This window comes from Chryseobacterium ureilyticum, from assembly GCF_900156735.1.
In the GTDB taxonomy this organism is placed as follows: domain Bacteria; phylum Bacteroidota; class Bacteroidia; order Flavobacteriales; family Weeksellaceae; genus Chryseobacterium; species Chryseobacterium ureilyticum.
Genome location: NZ_FTOL01000002.1, coordinates 133517 through 151499 on the forward strand (window position 1 = coordinate 133517; position 17983 = coordinate 151499).

At 34.1% G+C, this 17983-nt stretch carries 20 protein-coding genes; 8 read left to right on the forward strand and 12 right to left on the reverse strand.

Annotated elements, in window-relative coordinates; genetic code table 11:
• Positions 1–7: 7 nt before the first annotated feature.
• Positions 8–571, reverse strand: a complete 564-nt coding sequence (locus BW983_RS06785; protein WP_076551091.1) for a TetR/AcrR family transcriptional regulator — start codon at positions 569–571, stop codon at positions 8–10.
• A 249-nt stretch (positions 572–820) separates the two neighbouring features.
• On the opposite strand from BW983_RS06785, the gene BW983_RS06790 reads away from it, so the two are divergent.
• Positions 821–1198 (forward strand): VOC family protein, encoded by a 378-nt coding sequence (locus BW983_RS06790; protein WP_076551092.1) that lies wholly within the window; start codon positions 821–823, stop codon positions 1196–1198.
• 247 nt (positions 1199–1445) lie between these two features.
• The gene (locus BW983_RS06795; RefSeq protein WP_076551094.1) at positions 1446–2060 is read left to right on the forward strand and encodes a hypothetical protein; all 615 of its coding nucleotides are present in this window, start codon (positions 1446–1448) and stop codon (positions 2058–2060) included.
• A 7-nt stretch (positions 2061–2067) separates the two neighbouring features.
• Here the strand turns inward: BW983_RS06795 and BW983_RS06800 are convergent, their stop codons facing one another.
• Both BW983_RS06800 and BW983_RS06805 read right to left on the reverse strand, forming a co-directional pair.
• A complete protein-coding gene (locus BW983_RS06800) occupies positions 2068–3081 on the reverse strand; it encodes an NAD-dependent epimerase/dehydratase family protein (RefSeq protein WP_076551096.1) in 1014 nt (337 codons plus the stop codon).
• A 59-nt stretch (positions 3082–3140) separates the two neighbouring features.
• Positions 3141–3716, reverse strand: a complete 576-nt coding sequence (locus BW983_RS06805) for a Crp/Fnr family transcriptional regulator (RefSeq protein ID WP_076551098.1) — start codon at positions 3714–3716, stop codon at positions 3141–3143.
• Between the two features lie 130 nt (positions 3717–3846).
• Between BW983_RS06805 and BW983_RS06810 the strand changes: the two genes are divergently transcribed.
• Entirely contained in the window at positions 3847–6213 is a 2367-nt protein-coding gene (locus BW983_RS06810) for an outer membrane beta-barrel family protein (RefSeq protein WP_076551099.1), read from the forward strand.
• Positions 6214–6299: 86 nt separating this feature from the next.
• On the opposite strand, the gene BW983_RS06815 is transcribed toward BW983_RS06810, so the two are convergent.
• Positions 6300–6665 (reverse strand): hypothetical protein, encoded by a 366-nt coding sequence (locus BW983_RS06815; protein WP_076551101.1) that lies wholly within the window; start codon positions 6663–6665, stop codon positions 6300–6302.
• Positions 6665–6799, reverse strand: coding sequence for a hypothetical protein (locus tag BW983_RS24485; RefSeq protein ID WP_262484586.1), 135 nt, complete (start codon positions 6797–6799; stop codon positions 6665–6667). Before BW983_RS24485 ends, BW983_RS06815 begins: the two co-directional genes overlap by 1 nt.
• A gap of 100 nt (positions 6800–6899) precedes the next feature.
• Between BW983_RS24485 and BW983_RS06820 the strand changes: the two genes are divergently transcribed.
• The 5 genes from BW983_RS06820 (at position 6900) to BW983_RS06840 (ending at position 10772) form a co-directional block, all read left to right on the forward strand.
• Positions 6900–7520: a TetR/AcrR family transcriptional regulator gene (locus BW983_RS06820; protein WP_076551102.1), complete on the forward strand. Its 621-nt coding sequence runs from the start codon at positions 6900–6902 to the stop codon at positions 7518–7520.
• Positions 7498–7995 carry a GNAT family N-acetyltransferase gene (locus tag BW983_RS06825; protein ID WP_076551104.1) on the forward strand — a complete coding sequence of 166 codons (498 nt, stop codon included), beginning with the start codon at positions 7498–7500 and terminating at the stop codon, positions 7993–7995. Before BW983_RS06820 ends, BW983_RS06825 begins: the two co-directional genes overlap by 23 nt.
• A 379-nt stretch (positions 7996–8374) precedes the next feature.
• Entirely contained in the window at positions 8375–9574 is a 1200-nt protein-coding gene (tyrS, locus tag BW983_RS06830) for a tyrosine--tRNA ligase (RefSeq protein WP_076551105.1), read from the forward strand.
• A 165-nt stretch (positions 9575–9739) separates the two neighbouring features.
• Positions 9740–10288, forward strand: a complete 549-nt coding sequence (locus tag BW983_RS06835) for a hypothetical protein (RefSeq protein ID WP_076551107.1) — start codon at positions 9740–9742, stop codon at positions 10286–10288.
• A gap of 25 nt (positions 10289–10313) precedes the next feature.
• Complete coding sequence (locus BW983_RS06840; RefSeq protein ID WP_076551108.1) at positions 10314–10772, forward strand: GNAT family N-acetyltransferase; 459 nt, start codon at positions 10314–10316, stop codon at positions 10770–10772.
• Between the two features lie 142 nt (positions 10773–10914).
• Here the strand turns inward: BW983_RS06840 and BW983_RS06845 are convergent, their stop codons facing one another.
• From BW983_RS06845 to BW983_RS06875, 7 genes are all read right to left on the reverse strand, one after another.
• Positions 10915–12426, reverse strand: a complete 1512-nt coding sequence (locus BW983_RS06845) for a helix-hairpin-helix domain-containing protein (RefSeq protein ID WP_076551757.1) — start codon at positions 12424–12426, stop codon at positions 10915–10917.
• Between the two features lie 5 nt (positions 12427–12431).
• Entirely contained in the window at positions 12432–13700 is a 1269-nt protein-coding gene (locus tag BW983_RS06850; RefSeq protein WP_084184372.1) for a PP2C family serine/threonine-protein phosphatase, read from the reverse strand.
• 12 nt (positions 13701–13712) lie between these two features.
• A complete protein-coding gene (locus tag BW983_RS06855) occupies positions 13713–14756 on the reverse strand; it encodes a TerY-C metal binding domain-containing protein (RefSeq protein ID WP_076551110.1) in 1044 nt (347 codons plus the stop codon).
• Positions 14757–14774: 18 nt separating this feature from the next.
• Entirely contained in the window at positions 14775–15413 is a 639-nt protein-coding gene (locus tag BW983_RS06860) for a vWA domain-containing protein (RefSeq protein ID WP_076551111.1), read from the reverse strand.
• A gap of 82 nt (positions 15414–15495) precedes the next feature.
• The gene (locus BW983_RS06865; protein ID WP_076551113.1) at positions 15496–16176 is read right to left on the reverse strand and encodes a TerD family protein; all 681 of its coding nucleotides are present in this window, start codon (positions 16174–16176) and stop codon (positions 15496–15498) included.
• Positions 16177–16201: 25 nt separating this feature from the next.
• The gene (locus BW983_RS06870; protein ID WP_065394963.1) at positions 16202–16777 is read right to left on the reverse strand and encodes a TerD family protein; all 576 of its coding nucleotides are present in this window, start codon (positions 16775–16777) and stop codon (positions 16202–16204) included.
• A gap of 179 nt (positions 16778–16956) precedes the next feature.
• Positions 16957–17982 carry a lysylphosphatidylglycerol synthase transmembrane domain-containing protein gene (locus BW983_RS06875; RefSeq protein WP_076551114.1) on the reverse strand — a complete coding sequence of 342 codons (1026 nt, stop codon included), beginning with the start codon at positions 17980–17982 and terminating at the stop codon, positions 16957–16959.
• Position 17983: the final 1 nt, after the last annotated feature.

A 17983-nucleotide genomic window follows, 5' to 3' on the forward strand; every position in this document is an offset into this window, starting at 1 on the left:
AAAAAAATTAAGGCAATAAACCCTGAACAATTTTTTTTACCTGATCAAAAGAATCATTGTTTTTATTAATCGTAGAGCTCACGACAGCTCCTTCTATTAAAAGGAAAATTTGTTCAGTAGTCAAATCAATATCAATAGACGGATTACTTTCCGAATACTCTTTTACCATTGTATGAATAACTTCTTTTTGTTTCTCTTTATGCCTTTTGGCAAAAGCTGATACTACAGGATTTCCTTCACCGATTTCAGAAATAATTTTGATAAAATGACAGCCTGCAAACTTCGAGGATTGTTGAAGCTTTTTACGATAATCAATAATTGATGAAAGTTTTTTACCTGGTTCGGTGAGATTGACAAGACTCTTTTCTAATCCCTCAAACCAATTATTCTCTTCTTTAATGAGATAAGCATGAAGAAGATCATTTTTAGATGAAAAGTGATTATACAACGAACCAATAGCTATATCAGCCTCAGCAATAATCTGATTGATCCCGGTAGAATTAAATCCCTGTTTATAAAACAATTCTGAAGCTACTCTAAGAATTCTGTCATGCACTTTCTCTTTTTTCATTCTGAAAAATTTTAACAAAGCTACATAAAAAATAGAGAAGTCTATCTATTTTTAACAATTGGAAAATTCTATCGACTTAATGGATAATTAAAACCTGACAAAAATTTCAATTGCAATTCGTGTTATTGCAAAATAAGAACGATATTTAAACTAAAGAAAAAGTTAATGAAACTATCATTATTATTCCTTATTTTGATATTGGGTTTTTCATCTTGTAACCCACCACAAACAACGAACAATAATAAAAATATGAGTAAAACTAATCCTGTTGTCTATTTTGAAATTCCTGTGCATAACCTTGAGCGAGCAGAAAAATTCTATTCGGATGTTTTTAACTTCAGTTTTGAAAAAGAAATCATAGATCATTATGAAATGGCACTCTTTCCTTTTGAAGAAAAAAACAGTGGAATCACTGGTGCACTGGCAAAAGGTGATGTTTATAAACCTTCAAAAAATGGAATTATTATCTATTTTAAAACAGAAAATATTGATGCTACCTTAGAAAAAGTACTCCAACAAGGCGGAAAAATTCTTTACCCTAAAAGGATTGATGAAAAATATGGATTTGCAGTGGCGGAAATTGAAGATTCGGAAGGGAACAGAATTGCTTTGCATGAAACGATCTGAGTTTTTAAGATATTGAAAAAGCAGGATACATTTACAACCACATAGATTAACCATATCATTATTTAAGTCTTATCATAAAGTTCTATGCTCTTATATGGTACAAAAAGAACCATCTAATTAAACCTTTTATATGTCGTTCATTTTCTGTTGTTATGATTCCATTCGCTACATAATATTTTTATAATAAAGTTTCAACATATTTTGTATCTTTAATTACCATTTCCATAAAAATATTTGGTAATTCGTTATGACAGAAGAGCTGTATTTCATCAAAACCAATCCAAATATTGCCAAAATTAATTTGTACAATAGACTTTGCCGTGAAGAAGAAAATATACTAACCTTTCTTCAGCCAAAAGGTGTGGCAAGTCTTGAAGCCATCAAAGAGAAAGTAAAAGACTCTGTAGAGGAACTTTCCAAAGAAGAGCTTTCGCAGATATTTTCTTGGTTCAATAAAGCTTATCATTCTGATCACGAGGAAATAAAAACCCAGCTTTTCATTAACGGAATTGATCTTTTTTATGAAATTCCTTCTGTTCATCATACAGAAAATTATTTACAGATTCTTTCAACATATGAAAAACTGTTTCAGCAGAATATGAATTATATTGTTGATTCTAAAAATTTCAGTGAATTTCTGATCTATGGAATCTTCGTCATGGAAATCATCAACAAGAAGTATGGTAATGAAAATATCCTTTCAGATTATCTAAAACAGGATTACCAGGCTCTTTATTCTTCAGCAGAAAATTATCCAAATTTAAAGAATTTTGATCAGAAAAACAGTGCTGATCTTCAACGTTATTTTAATGATCTGTATGATCTTACAAGATTTTATAAGGGATCAATTATTCAGTTGTAATTTAAACTTATTTCAATAATTCAGGATTTTTAAGCAAATAATCCAACGCTTTTTGTACAGCTTGCTCAGGATTTTTCGGATTAAATCCTAGTTCATTTCTGGCTTTGGAAATATCAAAATTTTGTTGTAGTCCAGAGAACATAGAAATATCTTTTCTCGTTAATACCGGAGCTTTTCTGCTCAGCTTTGCAGAGAATTCCATCATCATTGCAATCGCCAAAAGAGCTACTTTTGGAACTGAACCCGGAACTTTCAATTTTAAATCCGGATAAAGTCTGTTTGCCAGAATGGTTGTATCTGTAATGGTCATACATTTTTCATTCGCCAGAATATAACGTTCTCCGGGGCGTCCTTTTTGAGCTGCCAGATAGCATCCTTCTGCAACATCTTTTACATCTATCCAATTCAGGGTAATTTTTGTATCTACAGGAATCTTTTTGTTCAGAATAAGCTTCAGTACACCATAAGAAACATTTAAAGGTGAAAAGGCTTCACTACCAATCATTGCAGATGGCATAATGGAAACCAGTTCTACTCCAAGTTTTGTAGCCAGTTCAAAAGCTAATTTTTCACCATCATTTTTAGAATTATAGTACATATCTCTACGATCCGGATTATATCCGTTGCTTTCCTTTGTTGGCAATTGGGAATAATCAAGAGCTGCAATAGAACTTACATACACTATCCTTTTCACTCCTGCTTCAGCAGCAGCTTCAATGGTGTTTCGGGTTCCATTCATGTTAACATCGTAGATTTCTTTTTTGGGATCTTTAGCCCATAACTTAAAAGAGGCTCCCACGGCATAAAACGTTTCTACTCCCTGAAGTGCTTTTACAAAGGAAGCTTTATCTGTAATATCAGCTTGTACCAATTCGCAATTCAGACCTTCAAAAGGTTTTGTATTATGGATATTCCGAACTGTTGCCCGTACCGGAATGCCCTGTTTCAATAAAAATCTGACTAAATTATTTCCCAGATGTCCATTCGCTCCTGAAACAAGGCTTAGATTATTCTTTGTCATTACATTTATTTTAATGCAGCAAAGTTCAGTTTCTTGCTTCCGGAACTACTTGACATTTGTTAGTTAATTATTTTTCTTCTGATTCTACTCAAACTTTCAGGCTTCATTCCGAGAAATGACGCGATATATTGAATGGGAACATGCTGGATAATTTCAGGATAATCTTTTAAAAGTTTAAGATATCGTTGCTCTGCATTGAGGGTAGACAATTCTCTCGACCGATTTTCATTATAGGCAATAGAGTGCTGAAATACAGAAATACTAAAGTCCTTCATAGCATGGCTTTGCTTTACCAAATGATCGAGATTTTCCTTGGTAATTCTTAGAAGCTCACATGCCGTAACACATTCCACATTATGATCCGAAACGGTTTCACTGATAAAATGAGAATAAGAGGTAAAAAATCCTGGTGGACAATTGATATGAGTGGTTATTTCATTACCATTTTCATCCATATAAAACAATCTGAGGTATCCTGAAACAATATAATAAAGGTAATTGGGAACCTTTCCGGCTTCTTCTATCACAATATTTTTTGAAAAAGATACAGGCTCAAAATAGTGTTGAACCATCTCAATTTCTTTTTGGGAAAAATGATAGTTGGAGTGAATATATTGTAAAAGCTTGTCGTGCATGGAAGTTAAGTTAATGTCAGCTACAAAAATAGCCAAAAGAATATTCAAGTCTTTTTTAATTAAAAAAGGTTTTTCACAAAATCATGTAATATTCTCTCCAAAATAATTGTCTTGTATAAAAAAACTAAATATGAACCGGAGAATTATTCTTCTTTTAAGTCTTATTTCTACAACATTCGTTTTTGCGCAAAGTGTAGAGGGAAATATTACAGACAAAGACAATAAGCCAGCAGTTGAAACTGAGGTAGTGATCACAAAAGATAATAATAAGTTTACAGCCATTACAGATGAAAAAGGAGCTTTCAGAATTCCTTTGAAAGAAAATGGAAATTATTTACTTGAAATCATAAAAGACGGAGTAAAAACCAATAGTGAAAAAATTGCAGTAAAAGGAAATGCCAGAAAGGATATTCAGATTAAAGAAGAGCCTGTGGTACAAAAGGTAGAAGGGGTAACCGTTACGGTAAAGAAAAAATTATTCGAGAGAAAAGTAGACCGATTGATCTTTAATGTTGAGAATTCAGTCGCTTCACAAGGTGTAGATGCTATTGAAGCTTTAGCTAAAACACCAATGGTAAAAACCAGTGATGAAGCGATAAGTATTGCAGGAAAAAGCAATGTAGCTGTTATGATCAATGACCGTCTCCTGAACCTCAACGGACAGGAACTTATCAATTATCTAAAGACACTCCGTTCCGATGATATTCTTAAGATTGAAGTGATCACTACTCCACCTGCAAAATATGATGCGGAAGGAAAAAGTGGGCTGATCAATATTATTCTTAAAAAAAATGCTAATCTGGGCTGGAATGGTTCTCTTCAAACTTCAGGAAATTATTATTGGGGGAAAACCACTGTCTCTACCAGAAGTGGCGCCAGCTTTAATTATCAGGGAGAGAAATTGTCTTTAAGCACCAATTTATCTGCAGGAGATAACTACTGGCAATATTATAATGACAATTATCTGACAAGCACTACCAACAGCTATTACTGGAACAGAAACAGTGATAATTTAAATAATTATAAGTACAAAAGTGGAAATGTAAAGGCTGAATATAAGATCAATGATAAAAATCTTATCGGAATCAATTATAATTATTCACACAGTAATCCTTGGGAACAAAGTAAAAATAATTCTTCAAGGTTCAATGAGAATGGTTTGGTAAATATTTTATCTGATTATAATTACAGGACAAGCAGAGATGTTCATAATGCAACAGCATTTTATGAGACGAAAATAGACAGTGCAGGTGGTAAACTTAGCTTAGTTGCCAATATGATGCTCAATAATTCTGACGCAAGAAATTTCTCCAATACATTCACATCAGATGAAAGTATTTATACCATGTTAAATCCTATTAGTAAATACAGAATTTATTCCGGGCAGGCTGATCTTGAAAAAACTTTTGCTAAGATTAAAACGGAATCAGGGTTAAAATACACAAAGATCAAAAATGATTCTGAGTTTAATTTCTTTGATGTTAATAATGGACAATATCATCTTATCCCTGAGAATACCAATACATTCTTTTATAATGAAGAGAATTATGCTGCCTATTTTTCAACCAATTTCAAGATCAATGATAAATGGGATGCAAAAGCCGGGCTTCGCTATGAATATACCACATTGGAAGGGATATCAATGAATGACAATACTTCTGCAAAGATCAAGTATGGCAAATTTTTCCCAACTGCTTATTTGAGTTATAAGCCTAATGAAAACAATTCATTTTCTCTTAATTATTCCCGAAGAATCTCACGCCCTTATTTTGGGAACCTGAATCCGTTCAAATATCTGATTTCTAATTTTGAATACATTACCGGAAACCCTTATCTCCTGCCTTCATTTTCAGATAATTTTGAAATGGGATATGTGTTAAATAATAATCTTAATGTAACTCTATATTATAATTATAACAAGGATAACTGGGACAGAGTTCAGATGGTAGACGGGAATTACCGGTATACAGTTGCTAAAAACTTTTATAATGAAGACCAGGCAGGAATTAATGTCAGCTACAATTATAATAAACTGAAATGGCTGGAATCTAATGTTTTTCTAAATGGTTTTTATGCAAAATCAAAATCTTATGATCCTTCTATCATTTCAGCTTCTGCAGGATATAGTGCTAATATCAATATCGATAATAATTTCTTCCTTAATAAAGAAAAAACAGTAACTCTGATGCTTGGATTATGGGGAAGCTTACCAAACAGAAACGGGAATACTTATTACTATAGCAATGCTTCATTATATGCTGGAATGAAATTGAATATGATGGATAAAAAACTCTTTTTAAACCTTTATCTAAACGATCTTCTGAATACAAACCGTGAAAAGGGAATAAAATACTACCCAACTTATAATGTAGATTATCAATTCAAAGGAATTACAAGAAATGTACATCTTTCTCTTACCTATAAATTCGGAAACAATAATGTGAAAGGCGCTACTAAACAAATGAAGTTTGACGAATCCAAGAGAGCAGGCAGTTAATCATTAAAAAACAGGATAGAAACTATAACCCCAATCGGCAGTATTTTCAATAAGGTACTGCTGATTTTTTATTATAATCATTTACTTCAATCTTTATTTACCTTGTGAAATGATTGAATTTTAAAAAAGTAGTAAAACATTCCACCCACAAAATACATCAATACATCTAAAATATCTCCTGTAAAAAGTTCTGATAGCTTAGGACATATTACTTCAAATAACAGAGAAAGATATAATACAGAAGTTAAAACAAATTCAAAATCAGGTTTCCACCGAAATCCCAGCCATGCATTCATGATATATTCAATCAGATAACAATACATCGGAACGGTAATAAAGTCTGTGAAATGATTGTTGATAACAGGAATATAAATTCCCTTTTTCCGCATTTGAATGATCAATAACCAAACGAACAGTCCCAGCAAAAACCAATATGAAATTCTTTTTTTCATTACATATGTAGTACAGCCATTATAAATCCAATGACAACCTGCAGAACTTTTGCCACCACGTCCTGAATATCTGTTTCATTCTTTTTAGAATTCTTCTCAGCATTCTCATAATCAAACTTTTGTTTTCCTTCCATTGTAATAAGATTTGATTAGGCAAAGATAATCAAATTAGAACATTTGTTCTAATTTAGAAAATATGATATAAATCCTATCTTATATTCTTATCTTTGAAGCATGGGCACAAAGGAAAAAATTTTAGTAAAGGCTCTGGAACTTTATAACGAAAAGGGCTACAACACTATTACCACAAGACATATTGCTGCTGAACTTTCAATCAGCCCCGGCAACCTTCACTATCATTTCAAACATTCTGAAGACATTATCAAAATCCTTTTTTCCGAGTTAATTGTGAAAATGGATGAACTACTGAACGGAATGAAAAAAAAAGAGAATAAAGTACTGAAGGACCTTTATGACTTTACTTTTTCCACCTGTGAAATATTTTATTCGTATCGTTTTATTTTTGTAAACTTTGTAGATATTTTAAATAATATTCCGGATATAAAAGCTCAATATGAAGGGATTAATTTTAGTAGAAAAGAGGAATTTTATTTTATATTTTCAGGACTTCAGAAGAATAATATTTTCAGAGAAAATGTACCTGAATTTATTACAGATTGCCTTACAGAACAAATTTTCATAATTGCCGATAACTGGCTCACCCATAACAGACTGATTTCAAAGTTTGATAAAGAAAAAGCGATTCATCATTACACCCTTCTACAGATGAATCTTTTCTATCCTTTTCTGAATGAAGAACAACAAAAACTTTATGAGCAGCAATATATTAGATAACCAATCCGTAAATATCAGACCGGGAAATTTACAGGACCTTCCGGAAATGCTTATTCTGTTTAAAGAAACCATTATTTCCATTTGTAAAAAAGATTACAATACGGATCAGCTTGAAGCATGGAAATCGGGAGCCTACAATCTTGAAAGATGGTTGAAGGTAATGAAAGAACAGATTGTTTTAGTTGCCGAAATGGATCATCAAATTGTAGGCTTCTGTACTCTTGATCAAGGACATTACATTGATTTATTATTTGTTCACAAAGATCATCAACATTTGGGAATAGCATCTCTTCTTTATAACCTCATTGAAAAAGAAGCAATAAAACAGAATAATTTATCCCTCACGGCTGACGTCAGTAAAACGGCAAAACCTTTTTTTAAACGAATGGGTTTTCATGTCATTTCTGAGCAAACCGTTCATGTAAAAGGGGTTGACCTCATCAATTATAAAATGCAGAAGAATCTGCTCACATGATAAAAAACATATAAGATCATTTTAACAGATTTGTGGCACAGAATTAGCTTAAAGAACGATAAGTAAAATTGTTTTGAACCTTTATTTTAAACCATTAAGATTGGTAAATGGTTAAGTTTTTTTATAAAAACAAATCTTGTTATAACCACTACAAAATTTCTTAATGGTTTAAATATTGGATCTACAGGAAAATCCTGCTATATTTACCTCAATGAAACATTTAAACAGCATATTGCGTCTTCCATTCTTCAGTGAATATTACACCCCGAGTTATCGTTCGGGAAGACTTTCTATATCTGTAAACTAATTATATAATCAAACCTATATAGAGCCCGGACAGTATTGTTCGGGCTTTTTTTCGTTTAAAAAACATTTCAAAATGACTTCTATTTTACAAGAAAACGTAGCTATTATTCTGCCTGAAAATGGGCTGGAAGAAAAATTAAAACAGGCTGAAAGCGAAGGCAGAAAGCTGAGTATCAAACTGGGATTTGACCCTACTGCTCCCGACTTACATCTGGGACATGCTGTTGTTCTTAAAAAACTGAAACAATTTCAGGATCTTGGACATCAAATCATTATTGTTGTGGGAAGTTTTACGGCAAGAATCGGTGATCCTACAGGAAAAAATAAGGCAAGAAAACCTTTAAGTGCAGAAGATGTTCAGCATAATGCCGAGACTTATATCAATCAACTATCCAAAATTATTGATGTCGAAAAAACAAAGATTGTTTTTAATTCTGATTGGCTGGATGCACTCCAATTCTCAGACGTCATCCAATTGTTATCAAAAGTAACAGTAGCACAACTCATGCACAGAAATGACTTCAACAAAAGATTTACGGAAAATACTCCTATCGCAATGCATGAATTGGTATACCCTATCCTCCAGGGATTCGATTCAGTAAAAATTGAATGTGATATTGAAATGGGGGGAACTGATCAGCTTTTCAACTGTACCATGGGAAGACAGTTACAGGAAGTACATCAGATGCCGGCTCAGATTGTCATGTGTATGCCCCTTTTAAAAGGACTTGACGGAAAGGAAAAGATGAGTAAATCATTAAATAATATTATTGGACTGACTGATGAACCTAATGAAATGTTCGGAAAAACAATGTCTATCCCTGATGCTTTGATTGATGAGTTTATCGACCTTACCACTGATTTCTCAATGGATGAGAAAAATAGTTTAAAATCGAAAATCGAAAGCGGTGAAAATCCAATGAATATCAAGAAACTGATTGCAAAAAACATTATTTGTCAATACCATAATGAAGATGCTGCTAAAGATGCAGAAGAGTTTTTCAATAATCAGTTTCAAAACAAAAATTTTGAGGAGAAAAGCTTTGAACCTGTATTGATCAATAAATTGAATCATACTCATAACAAAACGACAGTGATTGAGCTCTGTCATCAGTTAAAAAATGACATAAGCAAATCTGCTGTACGAAGACTTATCCAAAGCGGAGGAGTCCAGATAAATTCAGTTAAAATAACGGAACCTGATGAAGAAATTGAACTTGTAAAGAATATCAAAATAAAAATTGGGAAAAGAGGTTTCTTTGAGTTATTATAAAGACTGGGGGATGGGGCTGGAAGTACTTTAATCAAATGTAAATAGTTAGATTATCGTCTTAAATTCCAGCTTCTGTCCTTCTTTTTCTAATTTCATTTTTTACCTTCTTATTATATTTCCCCTAGTCCGATTAAATCAATATCTTCGTTTTATAAATAAAATGTAATGACGCAGGCTGAAATCCTTACCCTGATTGATGACGAACTGTTTTTTGATAATATTAAAACTGAGTTGAGTGATCAAAAAATCATCTGGAAAGATCATTCTGGAACAGAAAATTCAGTATTACCTCATCAGACTGCCTTTAATAATGAAGGGGTTTTTGCATGGTGGCAGTGTAATGAAGCGGGAAAAGAACATGTTCATATCAGATTAAAGGAAAGAAATGTCATTACATGGAAACCTCCTGTTGATACCTTGATACAACCTATATTCCAGGAGGGTCTTTTATATTTTCATGAAAATTATCTGATCATAAAGTATAAAGACAGGCATTATCAAAGGTTATTTATCTTTAATATTAAAACTTCAAAAGACGAGGAAATCATTCTGAATGCTCTTACTATTCAGGTGAAAATTATTAACAATGAATTGTTTTTAGCCGGACTTTATAGTGATGAGGATTTCATAAAAATCACCATGCATCCGGATCATATTGAGAGAGAAACAATTGATGAAAATTATCTCAGAGAAAGAAATATTATATTTGATTAGGTCTAAAAATTGAATTTAAAAAGTTATGAATACTTCCGTTACCTATAAAAAAGCTACAGAAAACGACATCGATTATCTTTTTGATCTCAGAACGAAAACTATGGTTCCACATTATGCGGAAGCTAATCTTCCTACTGACCGGGAAACGACTCTTAAAAGAATTCTTTATCAATTCGAGAAAGGGAATATTATTTTCCTTAAAGATGAGCCGATAGGATTGCTAAAAGTAGATAGAACGGAGACGCATATCGATATTTTACAGCTTCAGATTGATCCGAGCCAACAAGGTAAAGGACTTGGAAAAATGATTCTTACCGATATTCTGAAAGAAGCTTCTGCTACAGGGAAAACTGCAACATTAAGTGTCTTAAAAGAGAACAAAGCCCAGCATCTTTATATGAGTCTTGGTTTTAAAACAGTACGTGAGGATGAGCATTCTTATTTCATGGAGTTCTCTTCTGTAGGAAATACAAATAATCTGTGAGAATAAAAATAATTCAGATTTGGATATAAGTTTTGGCTAAAGCCATTGGATAAAAGAAATATTTCAAAGCGGGCTAACGCCCACTTCTATTGAATTCTGATACTATTATTTCTAATAATTATTAGTACTTATCCATTCCTAGTTATTGATTTGCCATCGTCACATAGATAAGCCTTCCGCCTTCTTCTGCAGACAGTAATATTTTCTTTCCATCAGTAAGTTCTACCATAGATCCGGGAGGAATTTCCTTTTGTTCTCTAATATCTTTCATTCCTGATAAACTTTGATTGACCAACACCCATTTTCCCTGATGAAATGTAAAATAGCCGACAGGCATTTTATCCTGCATGGTCAGGTTTTCATTTCGGATCATTTTTCTGGAAACATGCCACTTGAATAAATACTGATTGTGATACACCATCAATCTATGATTCTCCGGTTTCCAAACCTCATCATCGAATTTAAAGTAAAGATCGAGCACCGGAAGTGTTCCCTGATGTGGAGTTCCACAGAAAGGACATTTCGGATTGCTGGTATTGTCAAAAACATACCACTTTTCTGTACAATCTGTATTTTGGCAAGGTTGTATAAGATCTACTGTTTTCAGTAAAGCGGTTTCCCATTCATTCGCTGTTGGGCGTCTGATCGGATCATGTAATCCGTCTATGAATGTTTTTTTGAACAAATCTGAAATATAAGGTCCTGTTATCGTATAAGGAATTTGTTGAGGATCACCCCAAAAGGTATCCCATTTTCTGAGATGGTCGGCTTTTACATGGTTTGAAGAATCTATCGGATGTTCTACAAACAAGGCTTTTTCTCCCATGGATAAAATTTCATCCTTTTCAGCATCAAGATCCCATATTTTTCCGCCACGGAGAGGGTGACGTCTTAGCAGATACATATAGATCAGTACGGCAAGAGCGTGTAAATCTGTTTTCTGATCCGGAAGATGTCTTTGAGGATCCTGAAGTTTCAGATGCTTGGTTTTTAATACTTCGGGAGCAATAAAATCAGCAGTTCCAATAACTTCAGGCTGAAATAATTTAGGAACAACAAGACCATCAATATCAATGATACATGCCGACTTTGTTACCGGATCCACCAAAATATTATTGTAAGATAAATCCGAATGCGCCAATCCCATCTGATGCAATTTTTTCACCCCTCTGCTGATATTAATGGCGATCTGAAAATAACTCAGCCAGTCTCCAAGCTCAGACCGGTCAAGCCTCAATGGATATTGCGGATTTCTGAACATTGGAGCAGTAAACCATTTCCCTACTTTATCTTCTCCCTGAATGGTATCTGAACCTATATACCCTTTAGCAAAGAAAAACTTTTGATTGTAAATAGGAACCACAATTCCTGTTAATCTGTTTTTTTCAACAATATCATAAGGCCAACGAAAAATCTCGTTAAGAAAATATTCTGAAGCATTCCCATTTTGAAGATTTTGAAGATAAGTGGAAACGATTCTCATAATCCTCTCTTTTTGTCCTTCATCTAAAGGATTTCGGTAAAATGCAACAACATAGTCTCTCTCAGGCGAAAAATAAACATCTTTCACTCCGCCCTGAATGGGTTTTTCGTCAACGTATTCATAGGATTTGGATGAATCCAGAACAGAAACAACCTTAATCGTGTTTTTCATAGTCATTAATAAATTATTGCCAATGTACGGTCATCATGATTTCCTCTGCTCCAGAAGTCTGTCCATTGTAAAAGTTGTTGATCAATGCCGATATCATTCATAAAGTTTACCTGAGTTTGATCTTCATTATCTCCGTTCAGATCTCTAAAAAAAGTGTTCCAGCTTTCTATATCTTCCAACTTATTTTCAGTAAGAAATTTAGGGTCATAAATACCATCCGTCATCAGTACGAGATAAGAGAAGTCTTCTACACAAGTCATTGTGAAACGGGAAACGATCTGTTCATTGAAAACTTCTTTCATGGTAATAAAGCGGGTTCCGCCGCTGAATTCTCCTACATCCATTGAATTGAGAAGCTTTACTTCGGAAAAATCAGTGTTAATAATATTAATCGGACAATCTCCTACTCCAAAACTAAGGATCACATACCCAAAACTGAATTTTTTAACCAATGAAAAGATAAGAGTAGCATGAAAATCATTAATGGAAAGATTATTTTCTAAAGCGGTCTTTTCTAAAACATGATGTACTTGCAAAACGCCCTCATATAAACATCTTATAATATTTTGGTGTGCTTCATTCTGTTCTTGTGTAGAATGTTTTTTGGAGTAAATAAGATGAATATTCTTTTCGATTTCGTATAAAATTTCTTCGGAACTGAAAAAATCATTTATTGAAGCTGTAACCAATTCGGAGGCTGCTCTTGCCATTACTGCAGAACCTGCCCCATCGGAAACGGAAACAATGTTCCAATTTCCCGGAAGTGTATTCACTGCGAAGTCATCCTCTCTGAATTTTCCTTCATGGGCATGGGCTCGACCTCTTTTGGAAGCCACCACAATTTTTTTGTCTGAAAATGTTCCATAAAAGGAAGCTTCATCGTCTTTATAAAAATCAGTATTTTTATCAGTTGGAATATTTTTCCATAAATCTTTCGGATCGGTATTGATAAACAGCTGAACTTTTTTAATGTCAATATTATCTTGATCTTCTGTATGAAAAAATTCAATATCCAGATCATGAACGGTATTGGTTATCGGAATTCCAAAAATCCTGCTATTCTCAAATACTAATCCCGTTTCTTCCAGGTTTTTGATATTTTTAATTCTGATATTCGGAAATTCTTCCATCTCAAAACTAAATTCATAGAATTTCTTGAAGATGCCATTTTTTAATACCCAATGAGCATCTTTAAAATCTTCTTTTTCCTGATGAATAATGGATTTTCTCTTGGGATCTTTGTCTCCACCAAAGTAAAACAGCGGTATTTTCATAAGTTTATATGATTATCCCAATGTTCTGTTGATATCGTATCCGCCTCCCGAATATCCATAATAATCTGAAGTACCACACCAAGGGCATTTATTATATCCTTCCCCCTGCAAACAATGAATTCCGCCACATGAGCAGGTTGCTAATGCAATATAATTGGCACAATGAGGACATGAAGCTCCTCCCTGCAATTCTTCAATTGAAATTTTAAGATTGCTTCGCTGGGGTGAAGAAAGTCTGTAATATGCCTTTTCATCAATTTTATAAGCACCCTCCATTTTATAATATCGGGTAGACATTCCTGGAATACTAGATTCCCCGAAGGTTTTTTTAAACTTCATCAGATAAAGTTTATTCGTTTCTGAACATTTACCGTTCAGAACTACAAAATTATTATCCGGAAAACGCTGCTCCATCTGTGGATCAACTTTCTCAAGAATAACGGAATCTATTTTAGATAAATTAATTCCTTCTTTATGTGCTTCCGTTACACTTTGGCTGGTTGTTTTAATGGAATCTGTCACCCATTTGAAAAATTCTTTATATGAGTTTTCATCGGTATTATTGAACAGCAATACATTATCTGCCAACAACCCCAGAAGTTTATAATTTGTATTTTCTCCTATGGATACCGCAATAGTATTTGCTTTCCCATTATATTTATTATTCCACCTTTCTATAGCTTTCGTAGCATCATCGGTAGGAACGCCGTCCGTAAAAAGGAAAACAATAGGCTTCCAGTCTCCTTTTCTGTCATACGTGGTTTTTATGACATCCTTATCTATGCAGTCCATAATTTGAATAAGACCTTGAGATAAAGAGGTACCACTTCCAATCGGAATTTTCGGTGGATAAAAACTGATAATATCCTGAAGCGGTGTAATAACTTCTGCTTCCCCGGCAAAACCTACAATAGAAATATAAACCGTTTCTAATGAATACGGATCTTTTTTCAATTCCCTGATGATATTGGAAATTCCTTCCTGTACCTGCTCAATAGGTTCTCCTATCATAGATTCGGAGACATCAATCAAAAAGTAAATCGGCAGTCTTCTCATAGCTGTAAAGACAATTTTTTAGATAATAATATTAAGCTCCGATGGTGGAGGAGGCAATGTGATATTTTCCCCTGTATTTTGAGATTGCCCTCCTTGTGTAATGGAAGAACTTACCCATCTGAAAAAGGAAGAAAGTGTAATAGCATCAGTGGTATCCAATTTCACCACGTGATCTGTCAGTTCTTTAAGAAACTGTTCGTCCGCTTTTGGTCCGGCAGCACAGCCTACAATGGCTCCAAATTCTAAATCTTTAAGCACCGGAATCATCTGTCTGTATTTCTGAATATCAGAAGGTTTTCCATCCGTGAATATGAAGAGTAACGGCTGCCAGTCTCCTTTATCATCTCCGGAACCTTTTACAAGATCTTTCTGCACAAGCTCTGAAACCATTTCCAATGCAGCTCCCGTATGGGTAGGACCGCTATCCGGACATGTAATTTCCATCGGATAGAAATCTTGCAGAGCAATTAAAGGAATAATATTTTTAACTTCTCTATCGAAAGTAATCACGCTTAAATAAAGGCTGTCCATTGCCTGCGGATCTGCCCGCAGCATACTGATCAATCCATTGAATCCATTATTCAATGCCTGGATAGGTTCTCCGTTCATAGATCCGGAAGTATCCAATAAAAAATAGGCTAATAATCTTCTGGTCATAAGACAATATTAATTCTGAATCCGGCGGAGGAAGTCTTCGACTTCCTCCGCCGGATTATATGTTAAAATAGAAATTTAAAACCTAGTTTGAATATGAATATTGCTGTCTCAGAATATCGATAAAGTTATCTGTAGGAGAAGGCTCTCCCAGTGCACGGAACTTCCAGTCACCATTATGACGGTATGCTTCAGCAAAAACCATCGCACACATTCCATTCATACTTGAATCTCCAGAAAGACTATACTTTGTAATTTCTTTTCCTGTAGCGTCTACTGCACGGATAAATGCATTTTCAATCATTCCGAAGTGCTGATTATTGCTTCTTCCCTGATAAATCGTTACAAGAAACACAATTTTCTGGTAGCTTTCATCCAACTGATCCAGTCTCACAATGATCTGCTCATCATCACCGTCTCCTGCTCCGGTTCTGTTGTCGCCCGTCAACCATACATTTCCGCTTGGGTGCTGCATAGAATTAAAGAAAACCACATCGCCCTGATAAAGTCCCATCTGCCTACCATCATTCGTCTGAACCGTTCTTCCAAGATTGGCAACCTTTCCGTTACCATCTAAAAGGAATGCCACTGCATCAAGATCATACTCAGCTTCTTTACTGAATAGCTTTCCAAAGAAGCCACCACCTCCCTGCTTTCTTACATCCCATCCTAAGCCGATCGTTACCTTTGAAAGGTCATAAACACTTTCCCCACGGTCGTTTTTTCTTAGATCTATCGTTTGACCTTTCTGTAAATTAATTGCCATAGCTATAGTTTTGTGTATTTGATAATTATTTGATGATTTGTCCCTTATAATATTTCTCAAGGAAGAATCCTAAATCTGCTCTGTAACCTATTCCTGAAGCTTCAAATTTCCAGCTCCCGTTTCTCTTGTACAGTCTTCCAAATTCAACACCTGTTTCAATGGAAAAATCTTCATCCAGTTCATACTTTGCAATCTCTTGGTTTGTACTGTTGTCCACAACTCTGATGTATGAATTTCTTACCTGTCCGAAATTCTGTCTTCTCCTCTCAAAATCCTCTATCGTTACCACGAAAAGAATTTCTTCTACTCTTGAATCTACTTTATCAAGATCGATAACGATTGCTTCATCATCATCGCCGTCACTATTCTTACCACTTGGGTCATCACCTGTATGTGTAAGAGCTCCATCTGGAGAATTCAGATTATTATAAAAAACAAAATATTCTTCGCTTACTAATTTTCTGTCAGAATCAATCATGATTGCAGAAGCATCAAGATCAAAATCGTAGCCTGTCCCTTCATTAGGATCCCAACCAAGTCCTATCGTCATTTTTGTCAATCCGATCTCGATTTTCTGTCCTTTCTGTAGATTAATTGCCATAGTATTTTATGTTATGAATTATTTTTTGCATTAAGATAGATTTGATTTACGAATTGACCAAATTTATTTATTAAAAATAATGGATATAAAGCAATTAAGTCTAATTTTTCTATTAAATAAAAGACAATAAAAAAGGTCCAATTAAAAAATTGAACCTTATATATAATAAATATGTTTGATTATTTGATATCCTTATCAGAAACAGCAGCATTTCTTGCTTTTGCCAACATTGGAATAGAAATAAGCCCCATCACCAGCATAATCACAATCTGCAGCGATAAAGAAATAAAAGAATAAGTAAGCCCCATTTCACCTCCCAGATCTGCACTTTTTCCTATTGAGATAAAAAGAGCCATAAAACCATACTTCATCGCAAGATTATAAGCCCCGATTCCTCCACTGGCTGGAATAATCATTCCCAATGTTCCTACCACAATGATAAAGAATCCATCCGCAAAAGTAAATGCTGAGGTTTCAGGAAGTGCAAAACAGACAAGATAAGCTGCAAAATAATAGGAAATCCAGATTCCTAATGTATATAATATAAACTTCCCTTTCTGTTTTAATTTAAAAATAGTTGTTAATCCCTGGAAAATTCCATCTATAAAATTGACAATCTTACCCAAAAAAGGCACATTTGCTAATCTCTTTTTAAAGACAAAAAACAAAATGGTACCTCCAACCAATATAGAAAGAACGAGTAATATTTTATTGGCATTAAAATTTACCCCGGAATTTTCATAAAATGAAAGGATTGCCTCATATTTGAATAATAAAGTTAATCCGAGAAATCCCAACATACAAACCAAATCCACCACTCTTTCAAGAATAATTGTTCCAAAAGATTTGTCTACCGGTACCTTTTCCACTCCATATAAAGCAGTAGCTCTTGCCAATTCACCACTTCTCGGAATGGTAAGATTCATCAGATACCCAAATGATATAGACCAAAGAGAATTGGAGTTTGAAATCTGATGTCCCATTGGCTCCAGCATTAAGTTCCAACGAATTGCTCTGAACCAATAAGCAAGAAGCCCAAATACAGCTGCAAACAATACCCAAAGATAGTTTGCCTTAGCCAATGACTGCTGAATCACCTTAAAATCAAGACCTTTTAAGGCAAGCCATAAAAAAAAGCCTGCAAAAGCAAGCGATATTACTATTGTAAGTATTGATTTTAAAGGATTTTTTGATGTTTTCTCCATG